The organism is Candidatus Parakkermansia intestinigallinarum (assembly GCF_944389695.1).
Classification (GTDB): Bacteria; Verrucomicrobiota; Verrucomicrobiia; order Verrucomicrobiales; family Akkermansiaceae; genus Akkermansia; species Akkermansia intestinigallinarum.
The window spans coordinates 37,734-57,317 of sequence record NZ_CALXNG010000005.1 but is presented as its reverse complement, the minus strand read 5'-3'; the positions used below and the strand labels follow the sequence as shown (position 1 = coordinate 57,317).

General features: G+C 62.1%; 13 protein-coding genes. All 13 read left to right on the top strand.

The genetic code is table 11. The features are described from left to right. The first annotated feature begins 3 nt into the window (after positions 1-3). The 13 genes from tssF to AC6UAL_RS02345 all read left to right on the top strand — a co-directional run bounded on the left by tssF (position 4) and on the right by AC6UAL_RS02345 (position 19,560). The gene (tssF, locus tag AC6UAL_RS02405; RefSeq protein ID WP_500681760.1) at positions 4-1,764 is read left to right on the top strand and encodes a type VI secretion system baseplate subunit TssF; all 1,761 of its coding nucleotides are present in this window, start codon (positions 4-6) and stop codon (positions 1,762-1,764) included. Beyond that, on the top strand, positions 1,737-2,741 hold the full coding sequence (tssG, locus tag AC6UAL_RS02400; RefSeq protein ID WP_500681759.1) for a type VI secretion system baseplate subunit TssG: 1,005 nt from the start codon (positions 1,737-1,739) through the stop codon (positions 2,739-2,741). Before tssF ends, tssG begins: the two co-directional genes overlap by 28 nt. A 5-nt stretch (positions 2,742-2,746) precedes the next feature. After that, the gene (gene tssH / locus AC6UAL_RS02395; RefSeq protein ID WP_500681758.1) at positions 2,747-5,404 is read left to right on the top strand and encodes a type VI secretion system ATPase TssH; all 2,658 of its coding nucleotides are present in this window, start codon (positions 2,747-2,749) and stop codon (positions 5,402-5,404) included. An 8-nt stretch (positions 5,405-5,412) separates the two neighbouring features. Beyond that, positions 5,413-6,126 carry a hypothetical protein gene (locus tag AC6UAL_RS02390; RefSeq protein ID WP_500681757.1) on the top strand — a complete coding sequence of 238 codons (714 nt, stop codon included), beginning with the start codon at positions 5,413-5,415 and terminating at the stop codon, positions 6,124-6,126. Between the two features lie 60 nt (positions 6,127-6,186). Then, complete coding sequence (locus AC6UAL_RS02385; protein ID WP_500681756.1) at positions 6,187-9,711, top strand: phage late control D family protein; 3,525 nt, start codon at positions 6,187-6,189, stop codon at positions 9,709-9,711. Between the two features lie 26 nt (positions 9,712-9,737). Continuing rightward, positions 9,738-10,952, top strand: a complete 1,215-nt coding sequence (locus AC6UAL_RS02380; protein ID WP_500681755.1) for a DUF6931 family protein — start codon at positions 9,738-9,740, stop codon at positions 10,950-10,952. Between the two features lie 21 nt (positions 10,953-10,973). Continuing rightward, a complete protein-coding gene (locus AC6UAL_RS02375; protein ID WP_500681754.1) occupies positions 10,974-14,447 on the top strand; it encodes a contractile injection system protein, VgrG/Pvc8 family in 3,474 nt (1,157 codons plus the stop codon). A gap of 9 nt (positions 14,448-14,456) precedes the next feature. Next, positions 14,457-15,656: a DUF6931 family protein gene (locus tag AC6UAL_RS02370; RefSeq protein WP_500681753.1), complete on the top strand. Its 1,200-nt coding sequence runs from the start codon at positions 14,457-14,459 to the stop codon at positions 15,654-15,656. Between the two features lie 18 nt (positions 15,657-15,674). Next, positions 15,675-16,217, top strand: a complete 543-nt coding sequence (locus AC6UAL_RS02365; RefSeq protein ID WP_500681752.1) for a hypothetical protein — start codon at positions 15,675-15,677, stop codon at positions 16,215-16,217. Between the two features lie 104 nt (positions 16,218-16,321). After that, positions 16,322-16,609 (top strand): hypothetical protein, encoded by a 288-nt coding sequence (locus AC6UAL_RS02360; RefSeq protein WP_500681751.1) that lies wholly within the window; start codon positions 16,322-16,324, stop codon positions 16,607-16,609. Between the two features lie 52 nt (positions 16,610-16,661). Beyond that, on the top strand, positions 16,662-17,168 hold the full coding sequence (locus AC6UAL_RS02355) for a hypothetical protein (protein WP_500681750.1): 507 nt from the start codon (positions 16,662-16,664) through the stop codon (positions 17,166-17,168). Positions 17,169-17,203: 35 nt separating this feature from the next. Further along, entirely contained in the window at positions 17,204-18,589 is a 1,386-nt protein-coding gene (tssK, locus tag AC6UAL_RS02350; RefSeq protein ID WP_500681749.1) for a type VI secretion system baseplate subunit TssK, read from the top strand. Further along, the gene (locus AC6UAL_RS02345; RefSeq protein WP_500681748.1) at positions 18,586-19,560 is read left to right on the top strand and encodes a DotU family type IV/VI secretion system protein; all 975 of its coding nucleotides are present in this window, start codon (positions 18,586-18,588) and stop codon (positions 19,558-19,560) included. The genes tssK and AC6UAL_RS02345 overlap by 4 nt, the downstream gene beginning before the upstream one ends. Positions 19,561-19,584 lie beyond the last annotated feature (24 nt).

Here is a 19,584-nt window from a genome sequence, read left to right as displayed (position 1 = left end):
CCCATGGATGACGCCTTTCTGAAGTATTACGAGCACGAGTTGGATGCGCTTCGGCGCTCTTCCCAACTCTTCGCCGCCGAATTCCCCAAGGTGGCTCGCCGCCTGCAGCTCGGCGAGCAGGAGTGTGCCGACCCCTATGTGGAGCGCTTGCTGGAGGGTGTTGCGTTTCTAACGGCTCGGATCGCCCGCAAGGTGGATGCGGCTCAATCCGAGTTCCCCGAGACCCTGCTCAATCGGCTGGCTCCGGAGTATAATGCCCCCGTGGCCTCCCGCGCCATCCTCTGCATTCAACCCGCGGATACGGAGGACGTTTTGCCCAAGGGCACCGTTTTCACGGCGGCGACTTCGCTTCCGGACAAGCCGCTGTGCGCCTATACGCTGCGCGAGGATTTCACGCCTTCCGGCGTGCGGGTCATCGAGTCGCGGTACGACGATGCGGAGGTTTTGGAGGCCGCCGCGCGAGCCGGGATGCAGGCGGTGGGAGCCTTAAAGCTCGTCGTGGATTGCCCAAGGACTCCGGCGAACGATCTGTGTTTCTACATGGCGCTGCCGGAGAGGGCGGCGGGTGAACTGCTCGGACTGCTGATGAGCGACGGCGCGGGTGTGTTGATGCAGGCAAACGATGAGAGCCCCGCACCGGCGACGGCGTGCCGACTTGAGGAATTGCCGCCGCCAGGCGGAGCGCTTGCCCTCCCGCCCGTAGCCGAATATTTCCTTTTGCCGGAACAATTTTCATTTTTCAGGCTCTGCAACGCAGGGCCTTACCTGCCGACAGCCGGCAAGGCGACGATTTCGCTTCTGCTCAAGCGTCCCCCGTCGGATCGGCTGCGCATCCTTCTGCAGGCCGGGAATGCGCTGAAGACGGATTGCGCCCGCGCCATCAATGTGCAGGAGCGCCGCTTGGACCGCATGGCTCCCTCGTGGCAACCCAGTGAGCATGTGGTGCCGGATCTGACGGCCAACGGGAACTTGGAGGTGCTCCAAGTTCTGAGTCTCGCCGCCTACGACAGCGACAACGTGAAGCTCTTCGACGCCTACCCCATCTATCATGCGGAAGACGGCCTCATGCCGGAGGGACGGGAGCGCCTCAACTACTTCACGACCCACCGCGATACGGCCGTCGCAAGCTCCCGCCAACGTGTCAGCCCCTATGCCGGCAGCGAGGTCTATCTCCGGATTTCAGGGCCCGATTACACCGAGAAACGAGATGCCGTCTCGAGTCTTGCCTGCCGCGCCCTGTGCTCAAACCGCGACCTGCCGCTTTTTCTGCGCCAAGATGCGACCCTGAGCTGCGGAAGCAGCGAGGCGACGGCCTCCTTTGCCGCGCCGCCCGGTCATCCCTACGGGCCCCCGGCGCAGGATAGCGCTCGCTGGATGTGCCTTGCACTGGCCCGAATGAGTCCTTCCGTCCTCGCCTCGTACGGGGATCAGGCGCTTGCCGCGATGCTGAGGGAGCTGCTGCACCACCTGCATCGGCCGGACGACATGGTTGCCATGCGGCAGGCGGACAGCATTCAGTCGGCTTGCGTCCGGGCGAAATCGCGCACGCTTCCCATTCTGGGTGATCTCTGTGTGGTGCGGGGGTGGTCTTTCGACATCGAGCTCAACGAACGGGCCTTCGGCGGCAGCAGCGTGTATCTCTTCGCCCGAAGCCTCGCGGCCTTCATTCTGGAGCATACCGAGCTCAACACCTTCACCGAAGTAACCATCCGCACGTCAACCGGCCCTCTTCACACATGGCAGCAACAGGCGAACATCCCGTGAGCCTTGCCTTCTCCAAGGCTCTGGCCTCGCACCCGGGGCATTACTCCTTCTACGCCACCGTCAGAAGGATCGAGCAGTTGTCGCCTGATTGCCCGCGCGTGGGCTCGTGGGAGTCCTCGCTGAAGCCCGCCGTGCGCTTTGCCCAAGTACCGCATCTTTACTTTCCCCCCAGCGAACTGTTTGACTACACGCTTGCTTCGGGAGGCGGCTGCGGCACCCTGCAGGTGTATTTTTTCGGTCTCTTCGGCCCCGGCGGAGCCCTGCCCCTCACGCTGACGGAATACGTGCACGAGCGCAGTCGTCACCACTATGACCTGACGATGCAGCGCTTCGCGGATATCTTTCACGATCGCCTCATCTCCCTGTTTTACCGTGCCGGCACCCGCCCGCAGGCGGCCGTCAGCTACGATCGACCGGAAGAGGATGAGCTGGGAGAGGCCGCAAAGGCTCTCGCCGGCGTGCCGACAGATCCGACAGGCGCCGCCCCCTTACCCGCATTTGCCCCCGTGGCTTTCGGTCGGGAGCTGGTCGACAGGGGCCAAGCGGGAGCCCTGTGCCGCACTCTTGAGGGCTTCTTCGGCGTTCCCGTGACCCTTAGGCAACACACTCCCTGCCGCATCCCCATTGACGAAGAGGCGCGATGCCGCTTGGGTCACTCCGGCGTGTGCGAGCTGGGGCGCAGCGCTCTGCTGGGTGAGCGCCAACGCAGCATCACCGAGCAAGTCACGCTCATCATCGGACCTCTCCCCTACGAGCGCTACGCGCGTTTCCTGCCCGGCAGCATCGGTTATCAGCGCCTGCAGGCGTGGCTCAAGCTGATGAGCACCCGCCCGCTCATCTGGGAACTTCAGTTCCGCATCATGACCGAGAGCATACCAGCCCCGTCGCTCGATGCAACGTGCCGGCTGGGCGGCAATTCCATTTTCCCCGACCCTCAATCCGAAACGACAACCTGCACCTTAACCCTCAACTTTTAGTTAACATGGCTGAAATCAAACGAACGGAACTCTTCGGCAAACTGGATCCCGTCGCCTACAAAGCGATTGAAAGCGCGACTGTTTTTTGCAAAGTGCGCGGCAATCCCTATGTGGAGCTCGTCCACTGGCTCAACCAGATCATCAGCACGGAAGAAACCGACATCCATCTCATTCTCCGCCACTTTGAAGCCGACGCGTCCCGCCTCTCGGCGGATCTGACATCGGCCTTGGACCGTCTGCCGCGCGGAGCGACGGGCATCCGCGATTTTTCGCCGCAGATTGAGTTGGCCATCAAAGAAGCGTGGATGCTCAGCACGCTGCTCTTCAAGAGGGGAACCATCCGCACGGGCGATCTGCTGCTGGCTTGCCTGCGAACCGACGAACTCCGCCACAGGCTGGCCGAGATTTCGCCTCAATTCGCCAAGGTGAAGGAGGAGCAGCTGTCGGATCATTTTTACTCCATCACCAACGGCAGCCGCGAAGAAGGGTGCAGCTCGGCAGCCTCCGGCGGGCTTGCCACCGACAGTGTCGGCGCCGAATCAGGCGCCATGGCTCCGGCGGAACTCGGCAAACAGGAGGCGCTCAAGCGCTACTGCACCGACCTGACGGAGGAGGCTCGCCAAGGGCGATTGGACCCGGTCGTGGGGCGCGACGCCGAGGTGCGCCGCATCATCGACGTGCTGCTGCGCCGTCGCCAGAACAACCCCATCCTCACCGGCGAGGCCGGCGTCGGCAAGACCGCCGTCGTCGAAGGGCTTGCGCTGCGCATCGCCGGCGGTGACATCCCGGACATGCTCAAAAACGTGCGCCTTCTCTCGCTGGATCTCCAAGGGCTTCAGGCCGGGGCCTCCATGCGCGGCGAGTTCGAGAATCGTCTCAAGCAAGTCATCGATGAAGTCAAGGCCTCGGACACGCCCATCATCATGTTCATCGACGAAGCCCACAACCTCATCGGCGCCGGCGGCTCCGCCGGACAGGGCGACGCCGCCAACCTCCTCAAGCCCGCCCTCGCTCGCGGCTCCTTCCGTTGCATTGCCGCCACAACCTGGAGCGAATACAAAAAATATTTCGAGAAAGACCCGGCTCTCACGCGCCGCTTCCAAAACATCCTCATCGAAGAGCCCGACGACGAGAAGGCTCACGACATGATGATTGCCGTCGGCCGCGTCATGGCCCGGCACCACAAGGTTCTCATCCTCGATGAAGCCCTGCGCGCCGCCGTCACCCTCTCGCGCCGCTACCTGCCCACCCGCCAGCTGCCGGACAAAGCCGTCAGCCTGCTCGACACGGCCGCGGCACGCGTCGCCTTCTCGCAGAGCAGCGAGCCGGCGGAAATCGAAGACCTGCGCCGCGCCATCGACGCGACGGACGCCCGCATCGCCGTGCTTGAACACGAAGAAAAAGTCGGCCTCGATCGCCGTGCCGAGCTCGCCGAGCTCCGCCGGAAAAAAGCCGACGCCGAGCAGCACCGAGCCGCCCGCCTCGCCGACTGGCAGCGCGAAAAAGACCTCGTCAACCGCGTCGTCGAACTGCGCAACAGCCTCGACTCGGATGAAGCGGACGAGAAGGATGCCGAACCCCGGCGCCGCGAGCTCAAAGAGCGAGAGGCCGAACTCGCCGCGCTTCAGGGCGAACACCCGCTCATCCTCCCGCAGGTGGACGCCCAGTCCGTCGCCGCCGTCATCAGCGAGTGGACCGGCATCCCCACCGGGCGCATGGTCAGCAACGAGTTGGAAAACATCCTGCATCTCGCCGACAGCCTCGGCGAGCGCGTCGTCGGGCAAGACCACGGGCTGCGCATCATTGCAGACCGCATTCTGAGCTCGCGAGCCTCCCTCGCCGACCCTGAGAAACCCATCGCCGTGCTCATGCTCGCCGGCCCCAGCGGCGTCGGCAAGACCGAGACCGCCCTCGCCCTCGCCGAGGCCCTCTACGGCGGCGAGCAAAACCTCATCACCATCAACATGAGCGAATTTCAGGAAGCGCACACCGTCTCCACCCTCAAGGGAGCGCCTCCGGGGTACGTCGGCTACGGCGAAGGCGGCGTGCTCACCGAAGCCGTGCGCCGCAAGCCCTACTCCGTCGTGCTGCTCGACGAGGTTGAAAAAGCCCACAAAGACGTGCATGAAATCTTCTTCCAAGTCTTCGATAAAGGCCGCATGGAAGATGGCGAAGGGCGCCTCATTGACTTCCGCAACACCATCATCCTGCTGACCACCAACGTCGGCACCGATGAGATGATGAGCCTCTGCGCCGACCCCGAGCTCATGCCCACCCCCGAGCAAGTTGCCGAAGCCATGCACGAGGCCATGCTCAAGGTCTTCCCGCCCGCCCTGCTCGGCCGCATCGTCGTCATCCCCTACTACCCGCTCCCGCAGGAAGTTATGGCCAAAATCATCAAACTCAAACTCGGCAAAGTCGCCCGCCGCCTCAAGGTCGGCTACGGCACCACGCTCAGCTGGGGCGAAGACCTCACCGCCTTCGTCATGGACCAAGCACGCCGAGCCGATGCCGGGGCTCGCATCATCGACAACATCATCACGCACAGCATTCTGCCGCGCCTCAGCTCGCTCATGCTCCAAGCCACCCTCGAGCAAAAGAGCTACGGCCAAGCCACCCTTGCGGTGCAGGACGGCAACATCGCCATCACCCTCCAAGACTGAGTCATCCCATGTCGAAGTGCTGCGCCATCGCCCCGCTGTTCGCTCTCCTCGCCCTGTTGCCGCCTGCGGCAACAGCGGCGGAGGTGGAGGAGAGTTATCAGTTTGCCTCGGCGTGGGAAGACAGCTACGATTCCGAAGTTTTTTTGCTTCAGTCAATCACGCTCGACCCGGAACGCGAGCTCGTCTCACCCGCGAACAAATACCTCAGCGCCGACGCGGAAGCCACCACCTTGAGCTTCCGCGCCGAGAGCGGCTTCAGCTCCCCGTGGGCATGCAGCGCCGAGAGCGACATCGGCATCAGCAACCTGACGCTGGAGGCGTCGAGCAACAGCGGTCTCTTCTTCGCCGGGGGCGAGATCAGCCTCAGCTCCGTCACTCTTCTCATCGGAGCTGAGACCGCCGCCGATACGCCCCTCTTCGTCGGCGAAAGCGGCGTCTCGCTCAGCAAGGTCACGATAGACCTCACCGCCTGCGGCGCGGACGCCTTCACCTCCGGCCTGAGCTTCACCCTCTTCGTGACCGGGGGAGAAGCCTTCAGCGACGACGTGCTCAACGACATCAGCCTCATCGGAGCCGACGGCGCCACCACCCATGCCGCCCTCTCGCTCGCGGACGGCGGGCAATCCCTCATCCTCACCCTCACTCCCGAGCCCGGCAGCGCCACCCTCAGCCTGCTGGCCCTCGCCGCCCTGTCCCTGCGCCGCCGCCGCCCCAAGGACTGAACGCTTCGCCCCCTCGAGCTCTCCTCGCCCCCCCCTCACGCTCACCCGACACCTCCCGCCATGACTGAAACCCTCATCACCTACAAGCACAACTTCGCGAGAACGGCGAACTGTGTCATGGAGATCACCAAACTCATCGCAGGCGAGCTTGAACTTTCCGCGCTCTACTCATTCAAGTTTCTCGTCAAAGCGACCGCGACCACGGGCAACCTTGACGACTGCGTGTCGGACGTACAGCAACTCCTCGGGCAACGCATCCAAGTCTCCGTCCGCGTCGGCGGAAGCCCTCTGCAAACGGTCCACGGGCTCATCCTGTCCATTGAATCCACCACACAGTACGGCAAAGGTGAAGACGCCGGCTGGTACCTCTGGACCGTGAGACCCGAGCTCGCCAAGGCCTGCTACTCGCTCGGGCGTCGCGTCTTCGCGGCCTCCGAACTCAGCCCGACAGACACCGAGAGCGCGGCAAATCCCCAAGTCCTCGATTTAAGCTCGGTGCTGACGGCCTACTACAAAGAGCGCTGGAACACCCTCCTGACCTTCAGTGACAAGGCAAAGAAGCGCATCCCGGACACCATCCAAGTCCGCCAGAACGACGAAAGCGATTACAACTTTCTCGCGCGCCTGCTCGCCTCATGGGGGCTCGGCTACACATGGGCCTTCGACGGAGAGCGCGAGGTCGTCAACATCTTTGACGCCACCGATACCGCCGCCGATCGAAGCCCGGGAGGCTTTCCGGCAGACCCGGCGGATCTGCCGACCATCCGGCCCGTCTCTGCCGGCGCCTCGATGTGGAAGCTCAGCTTCGGCGTCCAAAACCTGAAGGGCGAGGACACCCTCTTGGTTGAGAATTACAACGCACCGCAACCGGGCAAGGCAAGCTGCGTCAGCCTGCACGACGAAAGCTGGGATCAGAACCTCGGCAAAGCGTTCGCCCGCCCAACGGACAGCATCCACCGCAGCGGCAACGACAACGGGCACACCTGCCACGGAGCCGTGCGCGTCAGAGACCTCGCCTCCTCCGCCAACGCCCTCAAACTTCGCCTAGGCGGACAAGTGACATGGGCGACCAACACCGCGCAGTACCGAAACACGCAACGCTACTACATCACCCGCATGCACGTCAGCGCGGCGAATCAGTCATGGGATGCGATCATTGACGGGCGAGCGCCGGATGAACAATCCGGGCTCGGCGTCCTGCCGAAGCCCGTGCGGCTCAACAACGCCCCGGATCTCAGCGATGAAGAACTCATCATCGGCGACGCTTGGCCGGAGCCCCGCATGCGCTACTTTCTGGCCGTCGTCGAAGACGGCAGCACCTACATCGCCGGCACGGACAGTTCGGGTAAGCCCATCGACAGCACCCTGCCCCGTCGCAACCTCTGTCGAGTTCGCGAAATCGCCGCACAAACCATCGCGACATCCGACGGCGAAAAGATGACGCTGGCAAACACCCTCTGGGTCGAGCTGGGCTCGCCCTTTGCCGACAACGACAGCGGGCTGCTCACCCGCCCCCGCAAGGGCAACGTGCTTCTCTGCCTCGATCGCGGCGACATGAGCATCCCGCTGGCCATCAGCTCCCTCTTCCGCGACAACAATGCCGCACCCTTTGCCGAGCTCCACACGCTGAATCGCAAGACCCGCAACAATGCGGAAAGCAACGCCACCGACTACTCCGCCGTCACCCTGCGCAACCGCACCCGCGTTCCGGCACGCGACTTCCTGCTGGAGAAAGACGAGCTGAGCCAAACCGAGCTCGACCTCAACGTCCGCGACGGCTCGACGGGCATCGGCGGCAGCACGGCCACCACTCGCTATGACGTTCAGGCCACGCGCCCCATCTCCGTCAAAGAGCTGGCCTCAAACCGCCTTCCCTTCAACCAAATTCAGATGGTATCGCTGGACAACGGCGTGCAGCCCGTTGAGCAAAAGGATGCCATCAGCAAGGTCTACCTCTCCAGCGCCGTCGTGGAAACCATCGCCGGCATGGCGATGGATATGGACAACTCCTCCTACGTCATGGCGGGAGCCGCTAAAGACGCCCTCAACACGCTCAACGCCCCCATCACACGGCCGCATTTCGAAGGCATCAGCATGTACACCAACAGCGATTTGCTGCTGCAATCCGCCGACCATCAAATCATCAACGCGGGCGGAGAAATCGTCGTCACCGCGGCACAAGCCATCACCCTGCGCGTCGGGAGATCCTCCATTCGAATTTCAGAAGACGGCGTTGAAATCTCCTGCCCCGCCGGGCTGGTGCAAAATCCCGGAGCCTATGCACCCTATCATAGCGGCGAGACAGCGCAAATCGTCAAATGCTCCGGCAACACGGGAATGGCACTGGGCGGATCCATCCAAGTCGGCACCAGCGGCGTCACCGTCAAAGGGCCCTATGTCACCAACTTCGCCACCAACATGTTCAAGGCGTCAACCTTCTTGGGCTCCTCCTTCACCGTGTCCGACTACGCAGCCAAGCTCTACGCCCCCTCCACAACCATCGTGGGCGGAGCTGCCTTAGTAGACAGCGTCCACAATCTGGTCACGGGCGGAGTCGTCAAGAGTCTGGCTTTTGACACAAGCCTGTCCGAAACAAGCTCCTCCGTTGCCTACACCGGCCCCTTGGTCGACGGACACAAACTCGCAAATCCCGAACTTGCCAACTGTGTAGGTACCATCGCCTCCCTGCTGGCCGGGGGAATCGACCTGGTCCTAACCTTGATGGGGCATGCGAAAAACGGTGGTCAGAACTACAAAAACCTCGTTTCCCTTACGGGGAGTCTGATCAAACTCTCCCCGAAAACCCTCGAGGAATACGCCGTCAGCATGAAACGCTATGCTGCGTCCATGTCGGACAACGTGGCCCCCTTTGCAGGCTTCAAGGCTCTTCAGATGCGGACAGGATTGGGTGACATGGCCTCCAACCTAGCGAAGGTCATCTCATCCTCCCTGAAGACGTCCAACACTATGACCGCCAAGATCAATGCTGCGATCGCCGCCAAAATGTCGCACACGAAGCAGTGGAAAGAACATCAGGATCTCTTCACCCTCATCCAAGGCATCCTCTGCGCTGAAGCAACCATGGAGGAAGAGTACGGCAAGCACGAAAACAAAGAGCTCGATGAAGAACGGAGCAAGGCTCAAAAGGAAAGCTCAACGGGCAAAGGAGGTGCAGAAGTTCATACCCTACTCGCTTCCCTAGGCTTGCTCGGAGTCACCGCCCTCATTGAAGCCGCCTGTAAAATCATGATCAGCCGGACGAGCCTTGATGTCGCCGGCACGGCGGAAGAAACGCTCTACCGGAAGACGACAGCCCTCAGAAAGAATGAGGTCGAAGGCTCAACGGTAAGCAGTGTTTTGGAAGAGAACATCCACGCCGTCAACTTCAAAAAAGAAACCGTCATCGGTGATGATCAACAGGTCAGGCAAACCGTCATGACCGTAGATACCAATCGTCAAAGCGTGACGTTCATGCACTCCAACGAAATCGGCGACACCCGCACCTCCGTCCAAACCGTCACCGAGAGCTTGCGGCAACAAGCCAGCAACGCCGAGCTCCACAGCGGTGTGGAACAGCATGCCTGAAACATTCTCAAACGGAAACTCATCACATGAGCTGGAACGGTCATCAATTCAGCAAGCCCTGCATCTTCCTGCACCAAGAAAGCTTGGCCGACACCATGATGCTCCGCGGGTACGCACCGGAAGACGAAGTACAGGAGCTCTTCCCCACCGATCAAATCGGCAATGAGCTGGCACTTCAAATCCTGCTGATGCACGGAAAGACGGAAGCCGCCGTCAATCTGCTCAGCGCCTGCCTCATCCCGCGCGTCGGCGTCTGGTGGGCATACCTCTGCCTGCAACTGGTGCAGGATGACATTCAACAAGATCTGGCCAAAGACGGGTGCACCCCCACGGAGCGCCGACAAAAAAGCGTTGACGCCTTGGCGGCCAAGCTGACCGATACATCCGGTATCGAACAAGACATCAGCGAGCGCATGAAAAGCATCGAGCAACTAAGATCCGAGCTCGAAGAAAAAGTCAAAAACCGCGACTACCTGACACCCGACCAGCGCCTGGAAGTCAAGCTTAACTACATACGGCAATTCATGGAACAAATGCGAGACGCACTCCCTCAGGACGTGCTCGGAGATCCCAACGCCCCCTTGCCCATGGAGGACGTCGTCAACCAATTCAAAGAGATGGCCCTTCGGGAGCTGGATCAATACCATGAGTCCCTCACCCCCAAGCCGGAAGAGGAGCACCCTCTGTCCTTCGGTCCCGTCTATAGGGCCCTTGAAGAGAAAACCCAAGCCATCAAGCCTGCACTCGATGAGGAAATGGGCAAACACTTCCCTCTGAAGCTCAAGGGACTGCCGCCCCTGCCCTCAGCGTCAAAAAAAGCGGCTGCCGTGCAAGCAGCACGGCGCTGGCTGCTCGTGCCCTCCGATGAGAACGGGCAACTCGCCTGCCAAGCCGCCATCGAGGCCAAGAGCGGGCCGGAGTCCATGCTGGCTTACGCCGCCTTCTGGAGCTCGACCAACCTCAAAACCGAAACAGGCATCGCCCCCACAAACCCGGCGCTTCCGCCTATAGGCATCAGCAAGACGCTCCTTCAACTGGCTCTGCAGGAGGGAGGAGAAATGGACTATGATGAGCGATATCGGCGCTTTCTCGAGCTGGGCATCGAGTGCGCCGATGGCACCTGCACCTGGGACGAGCATGGGCAGCCCGTACGCACAGACCCTACAGCCCCCGCTTCAAACGCCGCACCTGCGGACGACAGTGTCTTTCACGCCCGTTCCGGCTTCGGGCGTCATGCGTAACGCAACAGCACTCACCTCTTCATGAGTCTTAAATTAACACTAACGCTCTTCAACGACGCAGAAGCAAGTCCCGAGAATAACGGGACTAACGCCGCAAGCGCTCAAGACCATCTCAACATCACACCTACCCGCATTCTGTCCGGTCAAGAGGCGGTCTCATCGCTCTACGCCTACGATATTCTCGTCAAAACCGCCGAAGAGCCGGATACCATCCTGACGCAGCTCGGCAAGCGCATCAGTCTGCACGTGCAGGAAGGGGAGCGCGTGCTGCACTCCCTCTATGGCGTCGTCATGAGCATCGAATCAACGCTGAGCTACACCACCGCCGAAAGCGAGCTCACCGAGGCGGGAAAAGAGCTCTCGTGGTACAAGTGGACCATCCGCCCGGCTCTCGCCAAAGCGTGCTACTCACGCAACCGATTGGTCTACAGCGCTAAAGAAATCCAAAACATCGATATAACGGGGATAGATAAAACGGCCGCGCCTGCTGAAAAGCTGCTGCATCTGCTGGTGTCTCGCTGGGGGAGCGGAGACCTCACCATCAGCAGCAAAGCCAAGAGCCACCTACCGGCCTTCATCCAGCTTGTCCAAAACGACGAAAGCGACTACAACTTCTTCTCCCGCCTGCTGGCCGCTTGGGGACTAGCCTACGTCTGGACGATGCCCGCCGAAGAGCAAGGTGCCGTTCCGAAAGAAAAACTCTGCATTTTCGACGCGGTTGAAGCGGATCGCGAGCCCTTCACGGCCAAGGGGCAAGACGAGGCTCCGGCCGTCATGGTGCCCGTCTCTTCCCGCGCGACGCTGTGGAAGGCCAACTACGGCATCCGGCATCTGAAGCAGGGGGAAATCGCCCTGCAAAATTACAATCAGGGCAGCACGGATGCCGCAAAGCCCGCCTCCTGCGCTGTTCTGTACAGCCTGCACGACGACACTTGGGATCAGCTGAGCTCGGCGCCCGATGCCAAGCGACTGCTGGCCACGCTTCAGGCAGCCCGCAGTCACGGCAGCTACTGCCGTGGTCACTACCGCTACCCGAACGGCAGCGAAGCCTTTCAGGCGCTGGCCGTCGGGCACAAAATCAAGTGGAAAAACGGCACGCATCCCCAGTGCCGCCCCTCCGCAGAATGCGTCATCATACGCCAAACCATCACCGCCACCGATAAGAGCTGGGCTGTCACCATCGAAGGCATGCCGGCGGACAGCGACCTTGCCATCGGTCTGCTGCCGCGCCCCGTGCAAACAGAGGATCGCCCCGGACTTTCGGATAGCCCGCTGCAGGAGGCTGCCTCCTGGCCGGAACCGCACATGCGCTGCTTTCTCGCCGTTGTGGAAGACGCCTCCTGCTACGGCGATGAGAGCTCCCGCAACCTCTGCAAAGTCCGCGAAATTGCCGCATGGGGCGCGGGAGAAGGGCAAGAGGCTCAGCTCTCCAACACTCTTTGGGTCGAAATGGCCTCTCCCTATGCCGATAAAAACAGCGGACTTCTCGCCCGCCCCCGCAAGGGGAACGTCCTCGTCTGCCTCGACCGCGGCGACCTGAGCATCCCCATAGCCCTCACCTCCCTTTTCCGCGACAGCAACGCCGCCCCGCTGGCGCGGCTCAAAACCCTCAATCGCCGGACGCGGCAGAAGGCAGACTCAACCACGGATTTGTCCGCCGTCACCCTTCGCAACCGCACCCACCTGCCGGAACGCACCTACACCGATCCCGCGGCCCCCTCCGGCCAAGAAATCGACTTGGAAGTGGAAAGCGCGGGCAGCCCCAACGGCACGACGGAGGCCGGGGCCGCCACGCGTCCGATGTCCGTCACGGATCTGGCCGCCAAGCCTCTACCGTTCAGCCAGATTCAGCTCATCGCTCTCGACAACGGCGTCAAACCCGTCGAGCAGAGCGAGCACATCACCAACACCTACCTCTCCAGCAGCATCGTTGAAACCGTCATGGGCTTCGTCTCCGAGGCGGATTCTTCCGGCGGCTACGCCATGGCCAATGCGGCTCAGGATGCACAAGAGATATACAACAGCCCCGCCACCCGCCCGCATTTCGAAGGAGTCAACATCTACTCCAACAGCGATGTTCTGCTGCAATCCGCCGATCACCAGATCATCAACGCCGGCGGAGAAATTGTCGTCACCGCGGCACAGGGAATCACCCTGCGCGTCGGCAAATCCTCCGTCCGCATCACCGAAGCGGGCATTCAAATCACCAGCGCCACCGGCAAAGTGCTCCATCCCGGCGCCTACCCGGCCTACAACACGGCAGACGACAGCCAGGCCACGCACCTGCTGAGCAACGCCGGTCTGCCCATGAGCGGTTCGATTCTCGTCGATTCCAGCGGCGTCGTCACCAAGGGCCCCTACATCACCTCCATCGCCACGAATCAGGTTAAATCGTCCACGGTGCTGGGCTCCGTCTTTGCCATCACGGACTTCTCCGCCAAGCTCTACGCGCCGGAAATAACCGTCATCGGCGGTGCAACCATCCAAGACACCGTTTTTAACGGCGTCATCAACGGGGCGCTGGCCATCAAAGATTACGTCTCGACGGCCGGCGGCAGCGACGCCATCTACAGCGGCACGCTGCAGGACGGGTGGAAAACCGCCGGGCTGACGACTCTCGATTTCGCGGGCTCGGCCGTCACCACCGTCAAACAGGCACTGGGGTGGCTGGGAGCACTGAGTTTCACCAGCAAACTCTCCTCGCTCGTATCCGTCACCGGCAGCATGGTCAAGCTCAACGCCACCTCCATGACCCAATCCTCGCCCCAAATCTGGAACTACAACAACCATTTGATTGAAACTAACACGCCCTTGGCGGGTTTCTTTGCAATGAGCGAGCGCGCATCCATGTCGAACATCATCAAAAAAATCCCCACGAACTCATGGATGTTGGCGGGAATTGCCTCCGGGGGCGCGAGTCTGGCCGGAGCCTTCGGAGGCTCGGCCTTCGGAGGCAGCAAGGATAGCCCGGACAGCTTCACCAAACCGAATGCCACCGACCGCCCGAAGACGGCATCATTCAAATCCTCCAACGGGCTGGGGAGCTCGATCGGAGCCGGTGTCGGCTTGGCTCTCGGTGCCGGAGCTGCGGGCCTGACGGCGCTTCTCGACAAAAAAACAACCGAGCAAGTCATGAACAAGCTCGCCAACCTCTGCTACCTCTCCAAACGCAACCTGACCTTGGGCATGGAAGAGGTGCAAACGCTCAAGTCAAATCAAACGACACTTCAGGCGGAAATTGACGCCGTCGACAAACAGGAACTCGCCCTCAAAAACGACTCGGCATCGGCCAGCGCAAGCGATCAAAGCGTTGTTGCCAGCAGCGATAGCGTCTCGGCGAGCGAACGCGCGGTGTCGGACGCGTCCGAAGTCGTCAGCGATGTCAGCAGCAGCGTCAGCCAGAGCGAGCAAACCCTCTCCGCCACGCAACAGGCGGCTTTGTCCACCGCCTCCGACTCGCTGGCCACGACAACCGGCACGCAACTCAACGTCTGATTCTCATTCATGTCCTGGAACGGCAAACAATTCTACAACCCCTTCATCATGCTGCACCGGGAGGATCTCTCCTCCACCTTGCACTACCGAGGCTATGCCCCCGCAGATGAGGTGCTCTCCCTCTTCCCCTCCGAACAGATCAGCAACGAGCTGGCTCTCCAAATCCTGCTCACGCAAAACCTCATCGAGGAAGCCGTCAACCTGCTCTGCTACGCCATCATTCCCCGGGTGGGCGTGTGGTGGGCCTACCTGTGCCTGCGCATGGTCAGTCAGGACCTTGCTCAGGATCGGGCGCGCGACGGCCTCTCCCCGGAGGAGAGGCGCAAAAAATCCGCTCTCGACCTCGCGGCCAAACTGAGCGACACGTCGGATATTCAAAGCCTCGTCGATTCGCAGAAGAAGCATATCGACGAAGCGGCTCAGCAGCTCGAGGACGAAGCCCGACAACAAAACTATCTCGACCCGGCCAAGCGCATCGAACTCAAGCTCGCATGGGTCAATCAAGCCTTTGCTCAGCTGCAAGCCTCACTGCCTCCCGGCTCTCTCGGCAGTGCCGACGGGCCGATGATCATGGCCGATATCGTCAAGAGCATGCAGGAATCCGCCAACCGAGACTTTGAGCAGCTTGTGCAGCGCGTCTCTCCGTCTGAGCCGCCGATGGACATCCCGTCCTCCGACCGGATATTCGAAGCCGCGCGCGCCAAAACCCGCGCTGTTCCGGCAGCCGTCGAAGGCGAGATGAAAAAACATTTTCCCCTTCAGCTCAAGGGGCTGCCGCCCCAACCTTCTCCGGCAACGAAAACGTCGGCCGTAGAGGCCGCTCTGCGCTGGCTGCTGGTTCCCAGCGATGAGAACGGGCAGCTCGCCTGTCAGGCCGCCATGGCCGCCCAAAACGGCCCGGAATCCATGCTTGCCTACGCCGCGTTCTGGAGCTCGACAAACCTCATGACCGAGACCGGCCTCGCTCCGACCAACCCCACACTGCCGCCCATGGGTCTCAGCAAGACGCTCCTACAGCTCGCCCTGCTGGAAGGCGGCGACATGGACTATGACACCCGCTACGCCAAGTTTCTCGAACTGGGCATTCAGTGTGCCGACGGCACGTGCACGTGGGATGAGCACGGCGAGCCCGTCCGCTCGGATGCGGAAGAAACGCAGCGTTCCGATGATAGAGACTTGCGCGCACGCTCAGGCTTTGGTAGAATGTGACAAGGCGCTTCGACAATGATGATAACACGGTTCGCATCACAGCTTCTTCCGCACGCGCTGGCGCTTCTTTTGCTGCTGCCGGCCTGCTCGTGGCGTGACCCGATGCTTCCGGTCAGCATCCGCGATCAACGCAGCCGTACGACAACGGCCGCCTTTGTCGATCTCTACGCCGTGCGCGGGGAAATGGAGCAGCGCCGCCAAACGATTACACCCGTGGATGAGTACTTTGCCACCTTGGGCCGCAGCTCCCGGCCGCAGGACATCCGGCGCATCATTCTGGATGCCGCAACGCCCGGCGCCACCATCTTCCCGGATCAAGACGCCACGGGGCGCCTCTGGCAGGAGAAGGGTGCAGACATCCTCATCGCCGTCACCCCCAAACCCGAACGGCGCTCCACCAGCGCCGCAGACCCGCGCCGCGTCACCTGCCCCCTGCACCGCTCGGCTTACCCGGCCGGCACGCAGAGCCTGCTCATCATGCTGACCGACGGCGGGCTCGTCGTCCGACCCTCTGCCGAGCGCCTCCGGCCGCCGCCCCTCCCCTCGGCTCCTTCATCCTGATCCCGCCGCTTTTACCCCATCCTCTCGGCTTTCACCATCCTCTCGGCTTTTCACCTTCCGCTCAGCTCTTCATCCGCACCCCCGAACCTTCTCGATTCCAGCCTATGCCCACGCCTATCATGGTCACGACCGGCACCTCCGTTACCGGCGATCTCATCACCGGCACAGCCCCCACCTTTCTCGTCAAGGGTCTGCCCATCGCCACCATCACTTCGCCCGTCTCCGGGGCTGCCTGCACCGGCGTCATCGCCGGCAGCACGGCCGTCAACAAAATCGTCCACGGTCTGCCCATGGCCAACATCACGTCCATGGCCTCCGGCGTCAACCCCGCCACGGGGGTTCCCGTCACCACCTCAGCCATGGTCACCGCGGGCATCACGTACATCTGCTGATTCTCCCTCTACTTTTCTGACTGCAACTCAACAAGACTCACTGCTCGTTCGCATGCGAAAACTCTTCCTCCTGCTTGTCGGCTCGCTGGCTCTCACCGCCTGCCAATCCTCGGCGCCGCGCGAGTACAACCTCAGCGTCGCCTACGATCCCATCACCATCGAGCGCTTCCGCGTCTTTCCCTCCGTGGAAGTCGACATCGTCGAGGCCAACGAAACCACCCTCAAGCAGCTCGAACAAACCGAAATCGACGACTACTTCGACCCCTCCAATGTGCTCCGAGACTCACTCCGCAAGAAAACCTTTTACTTCAGTGAGGAGGATTATGAGAAAAAGACTCTCGGCCGCGATGACAAGGTCTGGAAGACCTGGTTGGAGAAGCGCGGAGCCAGCCATCTCGTCCTCTTCATCAATCTGCCCCGCGACGGTGCCAAAGGACCGGATATGCGCCGTCTGACGCTGCCCTTGGCGGCCGATCGCTGGGACGGTACGGATATCGAAGTGTCCATCATCCCCGCAGGGCTCCTCTTGCAAACCCCGCTCAAGCCGGAAGATAACTGATTCGCGATTTACCCACATCTTCATTGATTTTCCCCATGTTGCAATATCCCCCTTCATTGAGTTGGACCGACGGCGTCTTCCTGCGCCCGCACCACTTTCAGCAGGCGCAGCAGAGCCACGCCATGACCCGCAACAGCGATCTCTGTCTGGCTTTGCCCTACGCCTACGGCCTCGCGCAGCTCGAGATTGATGAGACGGCCCTCGAGCACTTCCACTTCAGCATCCGCTCCCTGCAGGCCATCCTCCCCGGCGGAGAGTCGGTGGACTTGCCGCGCAATGCGGTAGCAGAGGCTCTCGATCTGAGCTCGGAGCTCAGCAGTGCTTCATCGCTGACGGTTTATCTGGCCGTTGCGCCGCTGCGCGAAGGAGAGGACAACCTGTCCGCGGGAGCCGCCGCCGGGTCTCCGCCCAGACGCTACGAGGCGCAGCCGCAGCCGTGCTATGATATCAATGCGGGCGGCAACGAGCAGCCGATTATGTTCCGCCGTCTGCGGCTGCTGCTCTCCACCCGGCCCGAGACGCTGCCCGGATACGAGAAATTGCCGCTCATGCGTCTGCGCTGTCGGCGCAGTGCGGACGGCCGGCCCTCGCTGAGCCGCGATGAAAGCTATGTTGCCCCTTCGCTCACGCTCAGCGCGGCCCCGGAGCTCGTGCAGCGCCTCGATGCCCTCTGCGAACATCTCGACGGCATCGCCGTCAACTTGGCGACCTCCCTGAGGGAACGCGACATGCAGATGCCCCAGCGAGCCGTCGAAAGGCTGGAGAAGATGCTCAAAAGCGCCATCGTGCAATCCTCCCTGTGCGCCCTGCGGCAGCTCGCGGCCCTGCCTTCCGCCGCACCGCAGGCTCTCTACACCGAGCTCTGCCGACTGCTGATGCAGTTGGCAGCCTTCAGACCCCTCGAAGAGGCTCCCCGGCCCGCTCTCTACCGTCATGATGACTGCCTGCCGCTTTTCGCCCAAGTGATTGAAGCCATCTATCGCCTGACGGCCTCGGAGGCCACGGAGTGGTGCGTGCGGGTGGAGCTGCGGCACGATGAGGCGGCGCACGCTTGGTTCGGCGAGCTGAAGAAGGAGTGGCTTGAGGCCGTGCGCTGCGTCTGTGTCTGTGTTCGCAGTGAGCAGCCGCCGCGTCGCGTGGCCGATCTGGTGGAGGCGGGAGACGCCTTCAAGCTCACGGCCGCTTCTCAAAGCAGCATGCGCATCCGCGGCGTTCGGCTGGCGGAAGAGCGCATGCCCTCGCCGCTGTTGCCCGCAGGCGACAGGCGCCTGTGGTTCTGCTCGAATCGGCCGGAGCAGGATGACACTTGGCTTGATATTGCCGATGAGCTCAGCTGCGCGCTGACCTGGAGCCCGCAGATGCTGCCCGACACGCAGGCCGAGCTCTACCTGATTCTTTCAGCCCCCGCCCGACAGTCATGACCCTCTGCGAGCTCTTCACTCCTCTCATCTCCTACATGGTCTCCTGCCGCAGCGAGGCGGCTCGCGGCAAGGCTCCCGAACAGGAGCTGCTCATGAGTCACCTCATGCGAGAAATGGCCCGCATCCGCAAGACGGGTGCGGCATCGCGTGAGCTGAATCAGGAGGCCTTGGAAGACGCCTGCCGCTACACGGCCTTCTACATTGATTACATGGTGCATGAAGGAGCCTTCCCCTACGCCCGGCAGTGGCAGGATGTGGGGCGCAGTCGGTACAACGAGCTCGCCGGCGACGAGAAGTTTTTCGACTACATGCGCCGCTGGCTTGAGGAAGACACACCGCAGGCGCGCGAGCACCTGCGGCTGATGTATGACATGGTGGCCAGCGGTTTCTCCGGCTCTCTGGGCAGGCGAAGCGTGCGCCTCGAAGAGCTGATGCGCCGTACAGCCGAGATCCTGGCCATCATGCCGGAGGAGGAAGCAACTCGGACACTCTTCGGACAGCAGGCGGAATCGCCCGCCCGGCTCGCCAGCCCCCGCAACCCCGTTCTCCGTGGGCTGTGCATCTGCGGGATCGGCGCCGCCGCTCTGGTGCTGGCCTGCATCTACTACCTGCACAGCTACCGCAGCGCAACAGACTCCCTTCGCCATGAGCTGAGCGAAACGCAGAAGCTCATCGAGGCGAAAGCCATGCGCCACGCGCTCAATGCGGACACGCTCGTCGCCGTCCGTGAACGCAAGCAGCCGCGCGACGCCAACGCCGAGAACAAGGCCGACCTCGCCCCGGCACCCCGTGCGCTCCCATCGCCGCAGCCCTCCGCTGCCCCGCCGCAACAGACGCCGCAAACGACGTCGACTGCGCCCTCAGACGGCTCGACTCGGACGGCGCCGGCTGCGCCCCCCGCCGAAGAATCGGGCGCCGAACCCGCCCCCGATAACAAAGAGCAGACCTCATCCTCGGCGGAGACAAAATGACGGACGATTCCGCTGCCGCCCCCT

What these genes read in the sequence shown, in the direction of transcription:
- AC6UAL_RS02385 (WP_500681756.1), top strand. Translation starts at nt 6,187, where the DNA reads ATGACTGAAACCCTCATCACCTACAAGCACAACTTCGCGAGAACGGCG.
- AC6UAL_RS02345 (WP_500681748.1), top strand. Translation starts at nt 18,586, where the DNA reads ATGACCCTCTGCGAGCTCTTCACTCCTCTCATCTCCTACATGGTCTCC.
- AC6UAL_RS02355 (WP_500681750.1), top strand. Translation starts at nt 16,662, where the DNA reads ATGCGAAAACTCTTCCTCCTGCTTGTCGGCTCGCTGGCTCTCACCGCC.
- AC6UAL_RS02360 (WP_500681751.1), top strand. Translation starts at nt 16,322, where the DNA reads ATGCCCACGCCTATCATGGTCACGACCGGCACCTCCGTTACCGGCGAT.
- AC6UAL_RS02365 (WP_500681752.1), top strand. Translation starts at nt 15,675, where the DNA reads ATGATAACACGGTTCGCATCACAGCTTCTTCCGCACGCGCTGGCGCTT.
- tssK (WP_500681749.1), top strand. Translation starts at nt 17,204, where the DNA reads ATGTTGCAATATCCCCCTTCATTGAGTTGGACCGACGGCGTCTTCCTG.
- tssH (WP_500681758.1), top strand. Translation starts at nt 2,747, where the DNA reads ATGGCTGAAATCAAACGAACGGAACTCTTCGGCAAACTGGATCCCGTC.
- AC6UAL_RS02390 (WP_500681757.1), top strand. Translation starts at nt 5,413, where the DNA reads ATGTCGAAGTGCTGCGCCATCGCCCCGCTGTTCGCTCTCCTCGCCCTG.
- tssF (WP_500681760.1), top strand. Translation starts at nt 4, where the DNA reads ATGGATGACGCCTTTCTGAAGTATTACGAGCACGAGTTGGATGCGCTT.
- AC6UAL_RS02370 (WP_500681753.1), top strand. Translation starts at nt 14,457, where the DNA reads ATGTCCTGGAACGGCAAACAATTCTACAACCCCTTCATCATGCTGCAC.
- AC6UAL_RS02375 (WP_500681754.1), top strand. Translation starts at nt 10,974, where the DNA reads ATGAGTCTTAAATTAACACTAACGCTCTTCAACGACGCAGAAGCAAGT.
- AC6UAL_RS02380 (WP_500681755.1), top strand. Translation starts at nt 9,738, where the DNA reads ATGAGCTGGAACGGTCATCAATTCAGCAAGCCCTGCATCTTCCTGCAC.
- tssG (WP_500681759.1), top strand. Translation starts at nt 1,737, where the DNA reads ATGGCAGCAACAGGCGAACATCCCGTGAGCCTTGCCTTCTCCAAGGCT.